Annotated in this window: 12 protein-coding genes and 1 pseudogene; 8 read left to right on the top strand and 5 right to left on the bottom strand. The window is 67.3% G+C overall.

What is annotated here, in order from left to right:
- Window positions 1-22: 22 nt before the first annotated feature.
- The 3 genes from C7401_RS05850 to ku form a co-directional block, all read right to left on the bottom strand.
- Window positions 23-1531: an amidase gene (locus C7401_RS05850; protein ID WP_112170419.1), complete on the bottom strand. Its 1509-nt coding sequence runs from the start codon at window positions 1529-1531 to the stop codon at window positions 23-25.
- Window positions 1532-1721: 190 nt separating this feature from the next.
- The gene (gene ligD, locus C7401_RS05855) at window positions 1722-4280 is read right to left on the bottom strand and encodes a DNA ligase D (protein WP_112170420.1); all 2559 of its coding nucleotides are present in this window, start codon (window positions 4278-4280) and stop codon (window positions 1722-1724) included.
- Window positions 4281-4355: 75 nt separating this feature from the next.
- Entirely contained in the window at window positions 4356-5240 is an 885-nt protein-coding gene (gene ku / locus C7401_RS05860; RefSeq protein ID WP_112170699.1) for a non-homologous end joining protein Ku, read from the bottom strand.
- Window positions 5241-5489: 249 nt separating this feature from the next.
- Here ku and C7401_RS05865 point away from each other — a divergent pair, with 249 nt between their 5' ends.
- From C7401_RS05865 to C7401_RS05875, 3 genes and pseudogenes are all read left to right on the top strand, one after another.
- A complete protein-coding gene (locus C7401_RS05865) occupies window positions 5490-8426 on the top strand; it encodes a PAS domain S-box protein (RefSeq protein ID WP_181565499.1) in 2937 nt (978 codons plus the stop codon).
- A gap of 410 nt (window positions 8427-8836) precedes the next feature.
- Window positions 8837-9077, top strand: a pseudogene (locus C7401_RS45470) (aminotransferase-like domain-containing protein); the annotation flags it as partial.
- Window positions 9078-9380: 303 nt separating this feature from the next.
- Window positions 9381-9911 carry a hypothetical protein gene (locus tag C7401_RS05875; protein WP_112170422.1) on the top strand — a complete coding sequence of 177 codons (531 nt, stop codon included), beginning with the start codon at window positions 9381-9383 and terminating at the stop codon, window positions 9909-9911.
- Between the two features lie 115 nt (window positions 9912-10026).
- Here C7401_RS05875 and C7401_RS05880 read toward each other — a convergent pair whose 3' ends face one another.
- Window positions 10027-11637, bottom strand: a complete 1611-nt coding sequence (locus C7401_RS05880; protein WP_258396907.1) for an EAL domain-containing protein — start codon at window positions 11635-11637, stop codon at window positions 10027-10029.
- Window positions 11638-11881: 244 nt separating this feature from the next.
- Between C7401_RS05880 and C7401_RS05885 the strand changes: the two genes are divergently transcribed.
- On the top strand, window positions 11882-13348 hold the full coding sequence (locus C7401_RS05885) for an MFS transporter (RefSeq protein WP_112170701.1): 1467 nt from the start codon (window positions 11882-11884) through the stop codon (window positions 13346-13348).
- A gap of 13 nt (window positions 13349-13361) precedes the next feature.
- Here the strand turns inward: C7401_RS05885 and C7401_RS05890 are convergent, their stop codons facing one another.
- Entirely contained in the window at window positions 13362-14549 is a 1188-nt protein-coding gene (locus C7401_RS05890) for a porin (RefSeq protein WP_112170423.1), read from the bottom strand.
- Window positions 14550-14834: 285 nt separating this feature from the next.
- On the opposite strand from C7401_RS05890, the gene C7401_RS05895 reads away from it, so the two are divergent.
- The 4 genes from C7401_RS05895 to C7401_RS05910 all read left to right on the top strand — a co-directional run bounded on the left by C7401_RS05895 (window position 14835) and on the right by C7401_RS05910 (window position 18761).
- The gene (locus C7401_RS05895; RefSeq protein ID WP_112170424.1) at window positions 14835-15794 is read left to right on the top strand and encodes a LysR family transcriptional regulator; all 960 of its coding nucleotides are present in this window, start codon (window positions 14835-14837) and stop codon (window positions 15792-15794) included.
- Between the two features lie 99 nt (window positions 15795-15893).
- The gene (locus tag C7401_RS05900) at window positions 15894-16601 is read left to right on the top strand and encodes a DUF4286 family protein (RefSeq protein WP_112170425.1); all 708 of its coding nucleotides are present in this window, start codon (window positions 15894-15896) and stop codon (window positions 16599-16601) included.
- Between the two features lie 65 nt (window positions 16602-16666).
- Window positions 16667-17974 carry an MFS transporter gene (locus C7401_RS05905; protein ID WP_112170426.1) on the top strand — a complete coding sequence of 436 codons (1308 nt, stop codon included), beginning with the start codon at window positions 16667-16669 and terminating at the stop codon, window positions 17972-17974.
- 85 nt (window positions 17975-18059) lie between these two features.
- Window positions 18060-18761 carry a DUF2848 domain-containing protein gene (locus tag C7401_RS05910; protein ID WP_112170427.1) on the top strand — a complete coding sequence of 234 codons (702 nt, stop codon included), beginning with the start codon at window positions 18060-18062 and terminating at the stop codon, window positions 18759-18761.
- Window positions 18762-18800 lie beyond the last annotated feature (39 nt).

Genomic DNA, 18800 nt, shown 5'->3' on the forward strand with positions numbered 1-18800 from the left:
CGTTAGCAGTCGGGAAATGGAGTCAGCACGCAGGCGGCGCGTAAGCGTAGCCGGCGGCTTCGAGCAGGCTCGCCACGCGAATCGAGCGCAGGTCGTGATAGCGGGGCGCCACGATCTGCACGCCTACCGGCAGGCCCAGCGCCGTGCGCCCGGCGGGCGCGACCGTCGAAGGCAGGCCGCACAGGCCGGAATGCCCGGCCCAGAAGAGTTGTGTGGTAAGCGGCTGCGGCTTGCCGTTGACGCTCAGCGTGCGCTGCCACGGCGCGAGCGCTTCGTCGAGCGGGAACGCCGCCGTGGCGGCGGCCGGGCACAGCAGCACGTCCACCTGCTCGAACAGCGCGCGCCACGCGGCGGCATAGCGCTCGCGCAGCGGCTGGAGCTTGAGCCAGTCGCGATGGCGCAGCGCCGCGCCCACATGCTGAAGCGAGGCGTAACTCGTGTCGTGCGGCGGCGCGACGTCGGCCGCGCGCACGGAGGCGGCGTAGGCGTCGTCGCCGAGATAACCGCAGGTCGAGGCGCGCAACAGCAACGTATAAGTGCGCAAAAGCTCGGCGGCGTCCAGTTGCGGTCGCGCGTCCCAGACCACGCGTGCGCCCCGCTGCTCCAGCGCCTGCCCCAGCGCGACGATGCAGCGCTCCACTTCCGCATCCACTTCCGCCACCGGATGATTGCTCAGTATGCCGAAGCGAATCTGCCGCAAATCCATCGCCTCGCAACGGGGCAACGCGTAGTGCACGGCGCAGGCGGCCTCGGCGTCCGGCCCCGCGATGGCGGCCAGCACGAGTTCGAGGTCGGCGGCGCTGCGGGCGAGCGGCCCCGCCACATTGATGTCGGGCAGCGCGACGCCGCCGGGCAAGCCGTGCCCTTCGAGCGAAACGAGGCCGTGCGTGCTCTTGTGCGAGAAGATGCCGCAATAGTGCGCGGGATTGCGGATCGATGAGCCGATATCGGAGCCCACGTCGAAGTACGCCATGCCCGCGCACACCGCGGCCGCACTGCCGCCCGACGAACCGCCCGGCGTGCGGGCATGGTCGTGCGGATTGCGGGTAGTGCCGTAGAGGTCGTTGTAACTCTGCCAGTCGCGCAGCCACAGCGGCACGTTGGTCTTGCCGAGCAGCACGGCGCCCGCGTCGCACAGGCGCTGCACCACGCTCGCGTGGCGCGCGGCGAGATTGCCGCGAAACGCCGGGTCGCCCACCGTGGTGGGCCAGCCCGCCACGTCGAACGACTCCTTGATCGTGAACGGCACGCCGTGGAGCGGACCGCGCGAGCGCCCTGCCGCCAGTTCGGCGTCGCGCTCGCGCGCGACGGCGTGCGCGCGCTCGAAATCGCTGACCACGACGGCATTGATGGTCGGGTTCTGCTCGCGCCACGCCGCCTCGCAGGCGGCGACCAGCGCGCTCGAACTGACCTCTTGACGGCGCATCGCGGCAGCCGCGGCCGCAATCGTGGCATGACGCCACGGCGCTGCGCCGGGCTGGGTTTGCGGGGCCGCGCCCGTGGGGCGGGCGGCGGCCAGGAACTCGGACATGGCTTTGCCTTGGTCGGTAGTATTTTGTATACCGTCTCAAGACAAATTTACGTTGTCAAGGGAGAAAAGCAGGAGCCAGGCAAACGGAGGACGCAACCGGCTGGTCCGGCCGCGCGCCCCCTCGGGCTTTCGGGCCTCGCGGCGGCGCGCGCCGGTCGGCTCTCGGCGTTGTGCTTCGCTGCAAAGTCGCTCACTTCGTTCCGAGCAGCCGCCACATCGAAGCCGTAATGCGCTGGCGCGCCGCGCCGTAATCGCGCCACGCATCGGCGCGCGGCCCCTCCAGCCGCTCGCGCAGGTTCGCCACGTTCCACTGGTCGCCGCTCGTGAGCGTATGCAGTTCGTCCCATCCGACCGGCACGGAAACGCCGAGACCGGGCCGGGCGCGCGGCGCGTAAGCCGCGATGGTGCTCGCCCCGCGCCCATTGCGCAGGTAATCCACGAATACCCGGCCCTTGCGGTTTTGTGCGCCCATCCTGGCGCTGAAGCGCTCGGGCAGCGTCGCGGCCATGTAGTTCGCCACCACGCGCGCAAAGTCCTTCACCTCGTCCCAGCCGGCGTGGCGCGTGAGCGGCACGACCACGTGCAGCCCCTTGCCGCCGCTCGTCTTGCACCAGGCGCGCAAGCCCAGCGCTTCGAGCAGTTCATGCGTGAGTTGCGCGGCCTCCAGCATGCGCTCCCAGGCGAGCGACGCACCGGGGTCGAGATCGAACACGATCCGGTCGGGCTTCTCGATGTTCGTGGTGAGCGCATTCCAGGTGTGCAGCTCGATGGCGTCCATCTGGGCCGCGCCCACCAGCGCCCTTGCGGAGTCCAGCGTCAAGAGCGGCGCGTGGCCGGGGTCGAGGCCCGCGTGTTGCGTGGCGTGCGGAATCTGCAATGCCTTGGCGTGTTTCTGGAAAAACAGCTCGCCGCCCACGCCCCTGGGCGCGCGAGCAAGCGCGACGGGCCGCCTTTTCAGTTGCGGCAGCAACCATGGCGCGATCCATTCGAAGTAGTGAACGAGATCGATCTTGCGCAGCCCGCTGCGCGCATCGATCACGCGTTCGGGGTGGGTGATGCGCACGCCGGCGACCTCGGCTTCATTGTGCGCGGCGCGGCCTGGACTGCGCGAGCACGTGTGACTCGCCCCATTCCCAACGCCCTTGCTTGCCCCCGACGCCTTGCTCACCGGTTGCACCTGCGCTTCGCGCACGATGCTTCGCGCAGGCTTGTCCTCGCGCAGCCCGGCGAATGACGCCTGACGCACCACGCCCGCGCTCGTCCATGTCTTGAAGCGCACTTCGGCCACGAGATCCGGGCGCACCCAATGCGCGCCTGCGCGCTGCCCGGCAGCGGGCACGGCCGCGAACGGCGAGCGTTTGCGCTCACGCTTGCGCAGTTCGGCCGCCAGTGAATCGAGCCGCGTCGCGTCGAAGCCCGTGCCCACCTTGCCCGCGTACTGCAACGCGCCCTCGCCGTCGTACACGCCGATGAGCAGCGCGCCGAACCCTTCGCGGCCGCCCTTCGGCGCCGTATAGCCGCCGATCACGAATTCCTGCCGCCGCGCACAGCGCAGTTTGAGCCAGGCCGCGCTGCGCGTGGACGTGTAACGGCTGTCGCGCCGCTTGGCGACGAGTCCTTCGAGATTCGCCTTGCAGGCGGCCGTGAGCAGCGTCTGCGGTTCGCCTTCGAAAGCTTCGGAAAAACGCAGCGCGTCGTGCGGCTGCGCGGCCAGCAGCGCCGAGAGCTTCGCGCGCCGCACGTCGAGCGGCGCCCCGCGCAGGTCCCGGCCGTCGAGCCAGGGCACATCGAAAAGCCAGAACGTGATGGCGTCGGCGCGGCCCGCGTCGAAGGCGTTCTGTAGCGCCTGAAAGTCGGGCACGCCGTTCGCGTCGAGCACCACGGCCTCGCCGTCCAGCCACGCCGAATCGACGTCGAGCGCGTGCAACGCCTGAACCTGGCGCGGGAATTTCGCCGTCCAGTCGTTGCCGGTTCGCGTGAAGATGCGCACATCGTGCTTGCCGCGCGCCTGGCGCTCGATGCGTGCAAGAACGCGGTAGCCGTCGAACTTCAGTTCGTACAACCAATTGTCTCCGTGAGGCAGGGCTTCGGCCGGGGTGGCGAGTTGCGGAGCGAGCGTGGCCGGCAGCGGCGCGTTCTGCGCTTTCGCCTTCATTTTTGTTTTCGCTTTCGCTCCCCGGCCCGCATGCGCGCTGCCGCTCGTCGCGTCGTCCACCACGTGAAATACCTCCTCGCTCACGGCCTCTTCGTCGCGCTGTTTGATGAGCAGCCAGTTTTCGTGCTTGCCGTCATGCATGGGGCTGCGCACGAGCGCCCAGCCGCCATGCAGATTGTCGCCCTCCAGCATGAACTTGAGCACGCCGCGCGCATAGCCTTCGCGCGCGCCGCGCAAGCCGCCCTCGGGACGCCACACGCCGTGGTCCCAGATCGCCACCGTTCCCGCGCCATAGCTACCTTCGGGAATGCGCCCTTCGAACGTCCCATAGTCGAGTGGATGGTCCTCCACGTGCACCGCCAGACGCTTCACGGCCGGGTCGAGGCTCGGCCCCTTCGGCACGGCCCATGACTTGAGCGCGCCGTCCAGTTCGAGGCGAAAGTCGTAGTGCAGCCGCCGTGCGTCGTGCCGCTGGATCACGAACGACGCCGCGCCGTCGGGGAGCCTCGCGGACCTTCGCGCGGCGCGACCTCGCGGTTCGGGTGTGACGTCGAAACGGCGTTTCGCTTCGTAGTCTTGCAACCGGGGTTTCATCGGCGCTCCTGTGCGGGTGCGCGCATGGCCATGCCTGTTCCACGCAGATTCCACGCATGTCGATGCACGCGCGGGTCACGCCGCGCGGCGGCTGCGCTTCGGCGTGCTCCCGTGAGGCGGCGCGCCGCCGTCGCGGGTCTCGCCGGTATGGCCGCGGCTGCCGCCGCGCTTGCCGAGACTGCGCTTGAGCAGTTCGGAAAGATCGACAATGTCGGCGCTGCGCCGCTCGTGCGTCGCGGCCTCCACATGCGTGACTTCGTGGGCCTTGCCTGCGCGCACCTTGCGCTCCGCCAGTTCGAGAATCGCGTCGCGATAGGTGTCGCGATACGCCTCGGGCTGCCAGTCCGTGCTCATGTCGTCGATGAGCTTGCGCGCCATCTGCAACTCATGCGCGCTCACGCCCGCCGCTTTCGCGCTCGCGGGCAAGCTCTGCACCGCGTCGAACTCGCGCACTTCGGTGGACCAGCGCAGCGTTTGCAGCGCAAGCGCGGGGCCCGCCGCCACGAGCGCCGCGAGATGCTGACGGCTGTGCAGCACGACGTTCGCAATGCCGATCTTGCCGCTCGCCGCGAGCGCGTCGCGCAGCAGCGCATAGGTCTTGCCCGCGCGCTTGTCGGGCGCGAGCCAGTAAGGCGTGTCGAGATAAAGAAACGACACCTGGGCGGCCTCGACGAATCCGAGCAGATCCACCGTTTGCGTGGCCTCGGGGCTCGCGGCCTTGATCTCCTCGTCGGCAATCACGACATAGGCGCCCTTTTCGTACTCGTAGCCGCGCACGATGTCGTCGTGCTCCACGGGCTTGCCGGTGCGCTTGTTGATTTGCCGGTAGCCGACCGGGTCCAGCGTGCGCCGGTCCAGCAGATTGAACCCCGTGCGCTCGCTCTGGGTGGCCGGGATCACCTCCACCGGCACGTAGACCAGCCCGAAACTGATGGCGCCCTTCCAGATCGCGCGCGGCATGATCGCCTCCTTGTTGCACTGCGTAAGACGCATTGCGTACTGCACATGGTGCAGGATTCGCGCAAGCGCAATGCCCGGCGCCTTCGTCGCGCAGATGGTCTAAACAGGGTCTAAACGGGACCTAACCGACTTGCGCGCCGCACCACGTTTTTTCGAACGGGCATACGCAATGCTGCTCTCATGAAAGGTTGGTATCGCCCGGGCCTCTCGCGAGGCGCGAGCCACGCCCACGATCGAAGCGGAGGGAGCATGCAGGACAACGGCGCACCCGCGCTCAGTGTCGACGAGGCGCTCATCAACGAAGCACTCGAAAGCCGGCCGAACCGCCTGCCCGACTACCAGGGCGAGAGCCGCGCGCTCGCGGCCCTGTCGCAGGAAATGGCGCTCGATCCATCAGGTGTCCTGCCGATGCTGGCCAAGCTCGCGCTCACGTTGTGCCGCGCCGGCTCGGCGGGCGTGAGCGTGCCCGAAGGCAACGGTGCGACAGCCGTGTACCGCTGGTGTGCCGTGGAAGGCGCACTGGCCGGCGATCTCGGCCGCACCATGCCCGCCGGAGACTGCCCGAGCGGCGCCGCGCAGGAGCGCAACGCCATGCTGCTGTTCGACCGTCCGGCGCGCTGCTTCGCGTCGTGCCGGGAGATCGATCCGCCCATACACGAATCCCTGCATATGCCCTGGCGCGTGAACGGCCTGGCCGTGGGCACCGTCTGGGCGTACGCACACGACCCCGCCCGGCACTTCAACGCCGAAGACGCGCGCCTGCTGCAAAGCCTCGCCACCTGCGCGAGCGCCGCGCAGCAGATGACGAACGCGCTGCGCGACGCCCAGAACGCCGGCCGCAATCTCGCGCAGCAGGTCGCCGATCGCACGCGCATCTTGCAGGACATCAACACGAAGCTGCGCGACGAGGCCGCGCAACGCAAGCAGATCGAGCACGCGCTGCGCGAGAGCGAAGCGCGCCTGCAAGCGGCGATTTCCATCGAAACCGTGGGCGTGCTGTTCTTCAATCTCGACGGCAGCATGGTGGACGCCAACGACGCATTCGAGCGGATGAGCGGCTACAGCCGCGCCGACCTGCGCTCCGCCACGCACTGGGACCGGCTCGTGCCGCTCGAATTCCTCGGCGTCACCACGCGCGCGGTCACCGATCTCGCCACTTCGGGGCGCACGCAACCTTACGAGCGGCAACTGATCCGCAAGGACGGCAAGCGTTGGTGGGGCCTTTTCGCACCCACGCGGCTCTCGGGCGCGGGCATGACCTCGAAGTGCGCCGAGTTCGTGCTCGACGTCACCGAGCGTAAGCGCGCGGAAACCGAATGCGTCGAAAGCGAGGAGCGCTTTCGCGCGCTCGTGGAAGGCTTCGCGCAGGCGGTATGGGAAACCGACGCCCAGGGGCAAACCGCCGCGGTCTCGCCGAGCTGGTCGGCCTACACGGGCCAGCCCGGCAATGAATGGCTGGGCGAAGGCTGGGCCAACGCCGTGCATCCCGCCGACCGCGACCAGGCACTGCGCCAGTGGAAGGAAGCCGTCGCGGCACAACGCGTGGTGAACACCGAATTCCGCCTGCGCGTGGCCACGGGCGGCTGGAGGTGGACCAACGTGCGCGCCGCGCCGATCTGGGACCCGGACGGCACGATCCGCAAGTGGGTGGGCATGAACATCGACGTCGACGACCGGCGCTGCGCCCAGGAAGCCTTGCGCGAGAGCGAGGCGCGCTTTCGCGCGCTCGCCGACGCCTCGCCCGCGCTGATCTGGCAAATCGACACGCAAGGCAACACGGTCTACCTGAACCGTCGCCACCTCGGGGCCACCGGTTTCACGCCGGAAGCGTTACTTGCAGCGGGCTGGCACACGATCGTGCATCCGCTCGACCTGCCCGGCTTTCTCTCGCGCATGCAGGACGCGCAGCGCGAGCAGAGCGCGTTCCAGATCCGCCTGCGCGTGAGGGTGAAGGATGGAAGCTGGCACTGGTTCGAAACCTGCTGCGCGCCGTGGCGCTCGGCCGGGGGCGAGTTTCGCGGCCACGTGAGCGTGTCGATCGACATCACCGAAGCCGTGCGCGCCGAAGACGCGCTCAAGGCAGCCGACCGCCGCAAGGACGAATTTCTCGCCACGCTCGCCCACGAGTTGCGCAATCCGCTCGCGCCCATCGCCAATGCGCTGCATCTGGTCCGGCGTGGCGACTTTCCGGCGGCCTCGATGCCGATCCTCGACATGCTCGATCGCCAGGTGCATCACATGGTGCGGCTGATCGACGACCTCATGGAAGTCTCGCGCATCACGCGCGGCAAGATCGGCCTCGTGAAAGCGCCGGTGGCGCTTGCCGAGATCGTCGAGAACGCCGTGGAAACGAGCCGCCCCGTGATCGACCAGGCGCGCCACCAGCTCACCGTCACGCTGCCCGGCACGCCGCTCGTGCTCGACGCGGACCGCGTGCGCCTCACCCAGGTTTTCGCGAACATGCTCAACAACGCGGCCCGCTACACCGACACGGGCGGCCAGATCCGGCTCGACGCCCGGCGCGAGGACGACTGGGCCATCGTCACGCTGAGCGACACGGGCATCGGCATGACGGCCGCTCAACTTCATGAGGTGTTCGAAATGTTTACGCAGATGCATCGCCTCGCGGAGCGCAGCCAGGGCGGTCTCGGCATCGGGCTCACCATGGTGCGCCATCTCGTGCGCATGCACGGCGGCACCGTCGAGGCCGCGAGCGACGGCCCCGGCAAAGGCAGCACGTTCACGGTGCGGCTGCCGCTATCACGTCAGGCTCCGGCGCAAACGCAAGAGACGTCGCCTGTGGTTGCGCAGGGCGCGAAACCGCTGGAAGGCAAGCGCATTCTCATCGTGGACGACAATCACGACGCGGCGGACTCGCTCGCCATGGTGCTGACGAACGAAGGCGCCCAGGTGCGCGTGGTCTACGACGGCGCCGCCGCGCTCGGTGCGCTCGAACAGAGCACGCCGCAGTCCATGGTGCTCGACATCGGCATGCCCGGCATGGATGGCTACGAAACGGCGCGCCAGATCCGCCAGAATCCGCGTTTCGCCGATTTGCAGATCATCGCGCTCACCGGCTGGGGCCAGCATGCGGACCGGCTGCGCTCGCGCATGAGCGGCATCGACTCGCATCTCACCAAGCCGGTGGATTTCAAAATGCTGATCGAGTTGCTGACGGCGCGGTGAAGCCGCGCGCCACCCGTTCATACGCCGTTGCCGCCTGGCGTCCTGAGACGCTTCCCCTGCCCTTGATGCGTATCGCCTCGAACACCGCAGACGTTTTGTACGCAACAAAGCAGAGCGAGTGCGAGGACCAGGAATATCCCTGGCACACGAGTGCGGGGCACGTTGGCATACATCGAGCAATTGCGCGAAGGATGGCTAAGCTGCGCGTGGCCCGCGTGCAGTGACAGGAACACGACGTGGCGGACGATCGAGTTTTGTATGGAGGCGTAATTTCTATGAAAGTCGACGACAACCAGCCAAGGCGGAAGACAATAGCCTGACAAAATGTCTTCGAGCCACCTGGAAGTCCCGAGCAATCCGGTGAAGCGAATGCGCGCGGACTTTACCCGCCCGGCAGCCGCCTGCCACCGCCGCGCGAACTGCTCAACAGCGACCCGGCCTGCATGTTCGTCTGGTTGCGCGTGCCCGCGCCGTGGCGTTCCGACGACTTCGCCGCCAACGCGCTCGCGCGCGGCGTGGATCGCTCCACGGTGGCGCACGGAGTGCGAATCAATCTCGCATGCGCCACTTCACGCGAACAACTGGCGCGCATTGAAGGTGCTCGCACGCACGCTGCAAGACCGCCCAGGAGCGCTGTTCGGCACGATCTAGCGCGCCTGACTCCGCGTTTACCCAGTACGCCATTTTTTCCGCCACGGACCGGTCGCGACACGTCGCGACCGGTCAAATCGACGCTCATGTTAGACAACAAAATGCGCGATGACTCACGCGCATTCCGCAGACGAGGCAAGCGCTGGTGGACAATGCATCGATCTGCCGAAGCTCTGCACACATTCGGCTAGCAGGAAACAAATGAGGTACTAGAATGCATTGATGCAACTGAAGCAAAGGCAGTCTGTTCGGCCAGAACGTTTGAGAGTGTGACGTTTAGAGTCCAGTCATGGAGGTGTGCTCATGACATGCCTGAACAAAAAGATTGTCGGTGCAGTCTTTCTTATGCTGAGCGGCCATGCGTTCGCCGACGGCACCGCCATGAGCGCGCCCGAAACCATGACGCTGGCGAATATCTCGCCCATGCCCATGGAGGTTGTGCCCGCCCTGCCGGAACCACAGGCATATTTGCACCGTTATGAAATGGAATATCAGCAGGATCAGGAAAAGCCGTTTTACGCGCAAATCGAACACTTCTATAGCGCGCCAATGGCGAATGACACTTATCACTATCATTTCGTAAAGGCCGCGCCGAATGGCAATTCGCCTTCGCAGCAGGCTTCGCCCTCGGACGATTATCTCCAGATGGGCCCCTCAACGGCCCCGCAAATCTCGATCATGCAGATTCCCAACGCCACGCTCACACTTGGCGCGCAGCCACAACGCAGACTCTCGCTGACCGTGGATGACTGGGTATTTTCCGCCACGGCGCGCGTCGCTATTCTCCATTCGCATGACACAGGGGCAACCGTTACCGTGCGGCATGGGTTTTAATTGCGCTTTTATTCATGATTTTTTATAAGTTCTTTTATCCGGCCGCGAGCGAATTTCCTTAATCGCTCGCGAGTCATTTAAATCCGGATCAATCAGGATTGCGCACGTGCGTGCGCTAACGCGACGCCGGCGGCGTGGACAACGCGTAACGCACAAGCCCGGCGTCGTGCTGCATCTCGGCCACGCTCTGCGCCGACCCCGGCCGCCGGTAGAAATAGCCCTGCGCGTAGGGAATACCCAGCCGGCATAGGATCTCGTGCTGCGCCTCCGTCTCCACGCCTTCGGCAATGATCTCCATGTCGAAGTGCTTCGCCACGGCCGCGATCCCCTTGATGAGCTGGTCGCCGCGCTTTTCGAGCTGACGCACGAACTGGCCGTCGATCTTCACGTAATCGAACGGAAAGCGTGCGAGCAGATCGAGGTTGCTGTGATGGGTGCCGAAGTCGTCGATGGCGAACTTCACGCCGCGCGCCTTGAGCGTCGCGAAGATCGCTTCGGTATGCGCGCGCTTCTCCAGCAGGAAGCGCTCGGTCACTTCGAGGATCAGGATCACGCCGGGCGGCAGGCGCTCCACCACGCCAAGCACGTCGGCGACGAAGTCCTTGCGCTCGAAGTCCAGCGGCGCGACGTTGATCGCAAGGTGGAACGGACGCACGGTCGTGGCCTGCGCGATTTCCGTGGTCGCGCGTTCGAGCACGAAGCGCGTGACGGGCCCGAGCAGCCGGCTGCCTTCCACCTCGGCCATGAACACGGCCGGGCTCACCGCGCCGAACTTCGGATGGGTCCAGCGAATGAGCGCTTCCACGCCGCCCACGCGGCCCGTGGCCAGTTCGATCACGGGCTGGTAGACGACATGGAACTGCCCGTGCCGAAGCCCGCGCCGCACCGCCGAGAGCAGCAGCCGGCGCGGCGCGAACGCGATCAGCCACGTCGCGCCGATCAGCAGATCGACGAGCAACGCCGCCGCGCCGAACATCAGGCCGTATTGCCAGCGCGCCTGCGCGTAGGCCTGCGGCGCGAATGTCACGTCGACCGAAAAGCCCCAGCGCGGCGACGTGGCGCGCGCGCCCGCATGCCTCGCGGGGTCGTCCTGCGCGAGCAGTACGCCGCGATCGTCGAGCGCCGCCGCGCCCGGCACCGAAAGCGTCACGCGCCCTGCGCCGTAGCGCACGCCGTGCGCGAGCGCGTCGGTGAGGTAGGTCGATTCGATCACGTAGAGCAAGCCGAGCTTTTCGCCGGTGGGCACGTAGAGCGGCAGCACCGGCTCGCGCGGCTGCCACGGCGAGCCGCCGATCAGGTTGATCGCTGTCGCTGCGGGTTCGTGCGTGAAGAATGGCGCGAGCGGCAAGTCGACAGGACCGACCGCCGACGAACAATAGAGACGCCCGTTCGCGACGAGATTGATGCCGCGAACATAGTTCACACGCGTGCCCAATTCGGCGAACGGCAACGCGACGCGCTCGCACGGTTGGCCCGGCAATGCGGCAAGCGCATCGCTTTGCGAACTGCGCACGCGCTCGAGCACGCGCTCGACCGCCGACACCATGTCGCTCGCGATCAGGCCCTCGCGTTGGCGGATTTGCTGCGCGCCTTCGCGCACGCCCGCCACGACCGCGCAGAGCAGCACGCCGGCGGCGCAGGCCAGCATGGCGATGAGGGCAAACGTAGGCTTCAGGCCCGCCAGGCGCATGTTGCGCGCGGGGGAACGAGAGGCTCGATTTATCATGGGCACACCGAATGCACGGCTTGCGCGCGCACGTCACTGCCCGTCACGACGGGTTCGCAACATGGACTCCTTGCGCGTCGGGTCAACCGCTTTTGTATGAGTACGATGATACGTCAGCGAGGGCCTTCGCCCACAGGCTGATTTTTCTGTTTTTCATGCGTGTGTCTTTCGGGAACGGCGCATGCTGCCCGGCAGACTTCTGCCAGGCTCAAGCCAGAGCGCGCGTGCAAACCCGCCCAAGCCGATGAATCCAGACCATACCGCAGCGCCACCCACCTCACCCGCCATAATCGAAACCACATTGCCCGCTCGTCTCGACCGGTTGCCCTGGGGCCGCTTTCATGTGCTGATCGTGGTGGCGCTGGGTGTCACCTGGCTGCTCGACGGTCTGGAAGTCACGCTGGCCGGCGCGGTGGCGAGCGCGCTGAAAACGAGTCCGCTGCTGCATCTCGACAACGCGCAGGTGGGGCTCGCGGGCAGCGCTTATATTGCGGGCGCCGTGTGCGGCGCGCTGGGCTTCGGCTGGCTCACCGACCGGCTCGGCCGCCGCAAGCTCTTTTTCATCACGCTCGCCGTGTACCTGCTCGCCACGGCCGCCACCTCGCTCTCGTGGAGCTTCGCGAGCTTCGTGGCGTTTCGCGCGCTCACGGGCGCGGGCATCGGCGGCGAGTACGCGGCCATCAATTCGACCATCCAGGAGTTCACGCCCGCGCGCGTGCGAGGCTGGACCGACCTGAGCATCAACGGCACGTTCTGGGTGGGCGCGGGCATCGGTGCGGCGGGCTCGCTCGTGCTGCTCGACCCGCATCTGCTGCCCGCCGACGTGGGCTGGCGCGTGTGCTTTTTCATCGGCGCGGTGCTCGCGCTCATCATCTTGCCGATGCGCCGCTGGATCCCCGAAAGCCCGCGCTGGCTGCTCACGCACGGCGAGCACGACGAGGCGACGCGCGTGGTGCAGGACATCGAAGCGCGCTTTCGCGCCGTGGGCCACACGCTCGACGAGCCGCCCGGCGACCCGCTGCGCCTGCACGCGCGCAGCCACACGCCCTTGCGCGTCGTGCTGCACGCCATTTTCGTGCGCCACCGCAGACGCGCGCTGGTGGGCCTCTCGCTCATGACGGCCCAGGCGTTCTTCTACAACGCGATCTTTTTCACCTACGCGCTCGTGCTCACGGAGTTTTATCACGTGCCGGGCGGCGAAGTGGGCCTCTACCTGCTGCCGTTCGCGCTCGGCAACTTTCTCGGGCCGATCATGCTCGGCAGGCTGTTCGACGTGATCGGCCGTCGCACGATGATTGCCACGACCTATGCGCTCTCGGGCGTGCTGCTCACTGTGAGCGGCTGGCTGTTCGAGCAGGGCGTGCTCACGGTCACCCTGCAAACCGTTGCGTGGATGGTGATCTTCTTCTTCGCCTCGGCGGCGGCCAGCTCCGCCTATCTGACCGTGAGCGAGTCGTTTCCACTGGAGATTCGCGCGCTCGCCATCGCCGTGTTCTATGCGTTCGGCACGGCGCTGGGCGGCATCATCGGACCCGCTTTCTTCGGACGACTGATCGATACGCACCAGCGCAGCGAGGTGTTCACGGGCTATCTCGTGGGCTCCGCGCTCATGCTCGGCGCGGGGCTCGTTGCCGCGATCTGGGGCGTGGACGCCGAGCGCAAGTCACTGGAGCACGTCGCCGCGCCGCTTTCGGCGGTCGGCGACGAGTGAGGCCGCGGGCCGCTCAGAACCGGTGCGTGATGCCCGTCAGCACCGCAACCTGATTCGGCGACGATGAAGCCGAAAGACCGTTGAGGTTGGCCACGGCCGGCTGCCCCGTCGAATCGGTGCCCGAGGCATGCTGGTAAAGCCCCACGAGATACACCTGCGTGCGCTTCGATAAAATCCACGTCGCGCCGAGATCGCCCTGCTGATAATTCACGCGGTTCACGCCATAGCCGTGCGTGTAGTCGTATGCGGCGCCGAGCAGCAGCGCGGGCGTGACGAAGTAGCGTGCGTTCACCTCGGCGTTGTGGAATTTCGCGGCCCCGCTGTACCCCAGCGGATTGAGGCTCTCGTGCGCGCCGAGGTCGCGGAACTGCGTGTTCGTGTAGACCGCGCCGAGCGTGGCCCGCCCGATCACATAGTAGCCACCCACGGCGACGATCTGCTCGTTGCCCGCCGACGCGTAGCCCGAATACACGTGGCTGGCCGCCATGTTGTTGCCCGTGGCGCTGGAGTTGGCGTTGTTGCCGAAGTACGAGAAGTTCGGGTCCTTCACGTGCACGTAGGCCGCGCCGAGCGTGAGCGGCCCGCTCGTATAGCCCGCGCCCATTGACCAGATCGCGTTGCGGCCGAATTGCCCCGGCACGCCGCCGAAACTGTAGAGCGCGTTCATGCGCAGGCCCCTCCACGTGGGGCTCGTGTACTTCACCGAGTTGTTCGAGCGGTAGTCGTTGTTGGTGTTGTCGAGGTCGCCGGGGTGGCCGCCCAGGTAGGTCGCCCATTGCGCGCCCGCGATGAGCGGCGTGATGAAGTCCACCACCGAATCGTACTGGCGGCCGAGCGTGAGCGTGCCCGCCTCCTTCGACGCGAGCCCCATGTACGCCTGGCGGCCGAACAGGTCGCCGCCCTGCTGGAAGCCGCCCGTGTTCGACGAGTAGCCGTTTTCCAGCAGGAACAGCGCGGCAAGGCCGCCGCCCAGGTCCTCCTGGCCGCGCAGGCCCCAGCGGTTGCCCAGCACGTTGCTGCTGTTCATCTCCACCTGGTGCTTGCCACCCGCGTTGTTAGCGTAGACGAGCGCGGTGTCGATGGTGCCGTAGAGCGTGACGCTCGACTGCGCGTGCGCGGCGCCGGAAAAGGTGGAGAAGGCGATGAATGCGGCGGCGGCGGCGCCACGAAGCGCGCCGCGCGATGCGAGAGACGTCCTCAATTATTTTCCTCGTTTTGTTTAGCATACCGATCAAAATGCGCAAACGGGCACGCGCATTCGCACGGCGGCGGCGATCGATATGCCTGGCTGGTCGAATGCGAGAGTGTTGCGAGACCGGGGTGGCGCGGTCCAACAAGAAAATAAATTCGTGCCGAAAAGGTTTTGTTATCGCCGCGCGGGCAACGCATGCGGCGCAGCCGCTTGCGCGCCGCTCGCAGGGCGCGGATTCTTCAGCCGTGACAACGCGTTATCATGCGACCTCGCAGTCTGGCCCTACACAGAATCATGAATATCCGGTTTCTCGAAACATTCATCTGGCTCGCGCGTCTGCAAAATTTCCGCCTCACGGCGGAAAAGCTCCACACCACGCAGGCGGCCGTATCAAGCCGCATCGCCTCGCTGGAGGAGAGCTTCGACGTGCGGCTGTTCGACCGCAATTCGCGCTCGGCCACGCTCACGCCCGCGGGCCGCAAGATGCTCGCGTACGCCGAGCGCATCGTGAACCTCGGCGAGGAGATGCGCCGCGAAGTCGAGGACTCGAGCGGCGACGGCGGCCTGATCCGCATCGGCGTGGTCGAGTCGATCGTGCATAGCTGGTTTCCCGCGCTCATGGCGTGCGTGCGCGAGCGCTTTCCCCATCTGGAGATCGAGGTCACGAGCGACACCACGATCCATCTCGCGCAACTGCTGCGCGCCGACGCCGTGGACCTGATCCTGCAAACCGAGGCGCTCGGCGACCGCGAATTCGCCAACCAGGCGCTTTGCGAATTCCCCATGCGCTGGGTCGCGAGCCCCGTGCTCGGGCTGTCGGGCCAAAGCGTCGATCTGAGCCGGCTCGCCGAATTTCCCGTTATCAGCTTCTCGCGGCATTCGGGGCCGCATATCGCGCTCGAGCGCGAGTTCGCGCGCGCGGTCGAGCGGCCGGTGCGCATCAACTGCATCAGCTCCGTGGCGGCGATGATCCGGCTCGTGGCCGACGGCTTCGGCGTGACGGTGCTCCCGCCCGCGATCATCCAGCGCGAGTTGCGCGAAGGCTCGCTCGAAGTGCTCGACGTGGAAAGCGGCTTCGCGCCGCTGCCGCTCGTGGCGAGCTACCGGCTACAGAGCCACCCGCTGCCCGCCCGCATCGCCGAACTCGCGGCCGAGCAGGCGCGCGCGTTCGTGCTCGCACTGGGGCCGGAACTCGAAGGCACGGCGGCGGGCAAGCCCGCGCGGCCTGCAAGGAAGCGAAAAACGCAGCGATAAAAAAACCTGTTCACTGTGTATTTTTTTTCTTGTTGGACCGAAGCGGCCCGCTCTCGCCACACTGCGCTATCCGTTACCCCATATGCGCAGGAAGACCCGATGAGCACGACAACGAACGCCCAACCCGGCCAGCTTTGCATCTGGACCGACACCGACCCGCAGGCCGAAGCCGATTTCAACGCGTGGTACGACCGCGAGCACATGCAGGAGCGCGTGGGCATTCGCGGCTTTCGCCATGCGCGCCGCTTTCTCGCCAACGACGGCCACGCGCGCCGCTATCTCGCGCTCTATGTGACCGAGTCGCTCGACGTGTTTCGCAGCGACGCCTACCACCAGGCGTTCACTGCACAGACCGACTGGTCGCTGCGCAACTTTTCGCGCATGAGCGACACGCAGCGCCGCGTGGGCGAACTGGCGTTCGAAGCGGGCGAAGGCGAAGGCGCGCATCTCGCGATCTTCGTGGCCGCGCCGCAGGCGCTCGCCGCCGCGGGCTGGCGCGACGCCGCCGACGAAGCCACGCACCAACCCGGCGTGCACGCGGTGCGCGTGTTCCGCACGGAAGCCACGCTTTCCGCGCCGCTCGCGACCGGCGGCGACGGCGGCAATGCCGATGCCGATGCCGATGCCGATGCCGATGCCGATGCCGACAACGACAACGCGCGCGCCGCGGCGCAAGACGCCGTCGTGTTCGTGGAAGGCAGCTCGAACGCGGCGGCGCGCGAAGCGGCCGAACAGCTCGCGCAAGCGGCCGGCGTGGCGCGCGACGCCGTGCGCGGCTTCGACATGCTCTGGCGTCTCGCGGCCTGACGGACAGAGGCCGCACGCGGACCGCACACGGCCGCGCGCCCCGCTCAACGATTATGGAGAACCCGATGAACTCTCTCGCCCAAGCCCCGACGATCGGGCGCACGCGCGCCGGACGCGGCCGTCTTGCGGGCGCCAGCATGATCGGCACCTCGCTCGAATGGTATGACTTCACCGTCTACAACACGCTCGCCGCGCTGGTGTTCAATCACCTGTTCTTCCCTTCGGTCGATCCGCTCGCGGGCACGCTGCTCGCATTCTCGACCTATGCCGTGGGCTACGTCTCGCGGCCGCTCGGCGGCTTTATCTTCGGCAATCTCGGCGACCGCCTCGGCCGCCGCGCCGTGCTCATGCTCACGCTCGTGCTCATGGGCATCACCACCGCGCTGATGGGCGTGCTGCCCACATATGCCACGGCCGGCATCCTGAGCCCCATGCTGCTGGTCGCGCTGCGCTTCGTGCAGGGCATCGCGCTCGGCGGCGAATGGGCGGGCGCGGTGCTGCTCGCGGTCGAGCACGGCGACCAGAAAAAGCGCGGCCTGAACGCCTCGTGGGCGCAGGTCGGGCCCTCGTTCGGCACGCTGCTCGGCACGGGCTTCATCGCCATCATCACGCTCTCGGTTTCGTCCGACGCCTTCCTCTCCTGGGGCTGGCGCGTGCCGTTCCTCGCGAGCCTGCTGCTCGTGTGCTTCGGCCTGTGGGTGCGCAACAGCGTGGGCGAGACGCCGCAGTTCGAAGCGTTGAGCGAAGCGCACGCCACGGCCAAGGTGCCCGTGCTCGAAGTGTTCTCGCTGCACTGGCGCCGCCTCATCGTGGCGGGCGGCGCGCGCATCGGCTCCGACGTGCTCTATGCGCTGCTCGTCGTGTTCACGCTGACTTACGTGACCACGGTGCTCAACCTCTCGCGCTCGCTCGCGCTGACCGCCGTGCTCGCAGGCACCGCCTGCAACGCGATCGCCGTGCCGTTCTTCGGCGCGCTCTCCGACCGCTTCGGGCGGCGTCCCGTGTACCTCGGCGGCGTGCTCGCGGCCATCGTCTGGGCGTTCGGCTTCTTCATGCTGATGAACACCTCGCAGCCCGCGCTGATCGTGCTCGCCGTGGTCATCGGCCTTGTGATTCACGCCGTGATGTACGGCCCGCAGGCGGCCTTCGTGACCGAGCAGTTCCCCACCCGCGTGCGCTACGCCGGCTCCTCGCTCGCCTATACGCTCGCCGGGATTCTGGGCGGCGGCTTCGCGCCGCTCATCATCGTCGCGCTGTTCCGCTCGTGGCACGCCTCGACGGCCGTTTCGCTCTACGTGAGCGGCGCGCTGATCGTCACCGGCATTGCGCTGCTCGCCGCCCGCGAAACCGCGCATCGCCCGCTCGAAGACTGACCTGTGCTTTTCCCCGGTGCGCCTGCTCAGGCGCACCGGACCCGGCCGCGCGCCGGGTTCGCTCCCACTTCATCGAACCACCATCATGACGACGCTTTCCTTCACCGTCCTTCCGGCCGGCGGCGCAGCCACGCCGCTCACGCTCGACATCGACACGCTCGTAATCGCCGGCTGGGCCGGCCGCGACGCCCACGCGATCCAGCATCACATCGACGAACTCGCCGCGCTCGGCGTGGCGCCGCCTTCGAGCACACCGCTTTTTTACCGCGTGGGCGCGGAGCAGTTGAACCAGGACGCCACCGTGGACGTGCTCGGCACCCACACGAGCGGCGAGATCGAGTGCGTGCTCATCGCAAGCCCGCTCGGCACGCTGGTGACAATCGGCTCCGACCACACCGACCGCAAGGCCGAGGCGTACAGCGTGGCCGTCTCGAAGCAGGTGTGCCCGAAGCCGCTCGGCCGCGAGGCGTGGCGCTACGAAGACGTGGCCGGCCACTGGGACCGCCTGACGATGCGCGCCACGCTCGTGAGCGCGAACGGCGCGACGCGCGCCTACCAGCGCGGCGCCGTGGACGGCCTGCTGCCGCCCGCCGACCTGTGGCAGCGCTACACCGAAGCGGGCGTGCTGCCGCCGGGCAGCGCGATGTACAGCGGCACGCTTGCCGTGCAGGGCGAGATGGCCGCGATGGAATCGGGCGATGCGTTCGAACTCGAACTGCACGACCCGGTGCTCGAACGCAGCCTGCGCGCACGCTATGTCATTCGCGCGCTGCCGGTGGTGGCATAAAGCCGCCTGAAGCCGCCTGAAGCCGCCAACGTCCCCACG

The organism is Paraburkholderia unamae (assembly GCF_003268775.1).
GTDB classification, from domain to species: Bacteria; Pseudomonadota; Gammaproteobacteria; order Burkholderiales; family Burkholderiaceae; genus Paraburkholderia; species Paraburkholderia unamae.